The organism is Paractinoplanes toevensis (assembly GCF_018332695.1).
In the GTDB taxonomy this organism is placed as follows: Bacteria; Actinomycetota; Actinomycetes; order Mycobacteriales; family Micromonosporaceae; genus Actinoplanes; species Actinoplanes toevensis.
In genome coordinates, this window is record NZ_BOQN01000110.1 from 1 (window position 1) to 856 (window position 856).

The 856-nt window shown below is 63.1% G+C and carries 2 protein-coding genes; both read left to right on the plus strand.

The window, feature by feature from the left end; all coding sequences use genetic code 11:
• Positions 1-189: 189 nt before the first annotated feature.
• Positions 190-420: a hypothetical protein gene (locus tag Ato02nite_RS39920; RefSeq protein ID WP_213011903.1), complete on the plus strand. Its 231-nt coding sequence runs from the start codon at positions 190-192 to the stop codon at positions 418-420.
• Between the two features lie 2 nt (positions 421-422).
• A partial coding sequence (locus tag Ato02nite_RS39925; protein ID WP_213011904.1) for a DUF6879 family protein occupies positions 423-856 on the plus strand: 434 nt, incomplete at its 3' end.

Here is an 856-nt window from a genome sequence, read left to right on the forward strand (position 1 = left end):
AACTGTGCTAGATTTGCGGCGCGAGGTCCCCCACGGCCCCGGTCACTTCACGTTGACCGGGGCTTTCGTGTAAAACGATCAAGAAGTAAACGACAAGTACTTCACAAGCACGCTCGCAATTGGCACACGGATGGTGGGACCATCGCAGCGAGCCACAACGGCTCGGACCCCACGAAGAAGGGATGTCCCATGAGCTTCGACTGGATCAAGTTCCTGTGGAAGTCAGGCGACTCCGGCAACGGCGACTGCCCCAGCATCATGGAAGTCGACGGCGGCTACGTCCTCGTCGGCAAGGTCCTCGACGAGCAAGCGCTCGCCCAGGTGCACACCGTTGGCCGCGCCAACAACTCCGGCATCGGCGCCGACGAAACCGCAGTGTTCCTGCCCGCCGACGTCATCGACCGCATCCGCAACGCCTGACCATGCGCCGCACGCTCACCAACGCCGAGTTCGCAGAACAGCTGCGCACATACAAGCGGACCGCGTACCGCTTCGAAGTGCAGCCGTTCTACACCGTCGACGGTGAGCAGGAATCGTTCCAAAGGTTCCTCGAGGGACGCCCGGTCTCGCCCTACGACGTGGACGAAGACCGGGCGTGGCTCGAAATGGTCAAACAGCACGCTGCCGAAGGCAGGCAGATGGCACGGGTCCGCGTTCACGAGGATCCGGCTACCGACTACCAGCGGTGGATGCGCTGGCGCGGCGACTTCAACACCGCGGCCGGCGAAACCATCCACTACTTCACGGTCAAGCAAGCCACCGAAGCTGGCCTGCTGTCCGCTGTTGCACCCCGAGACTGGTGGTTCTTCGACGACAGCAGGCTCATGGTCCTCACCCACAACCCGGAGGGCCGACG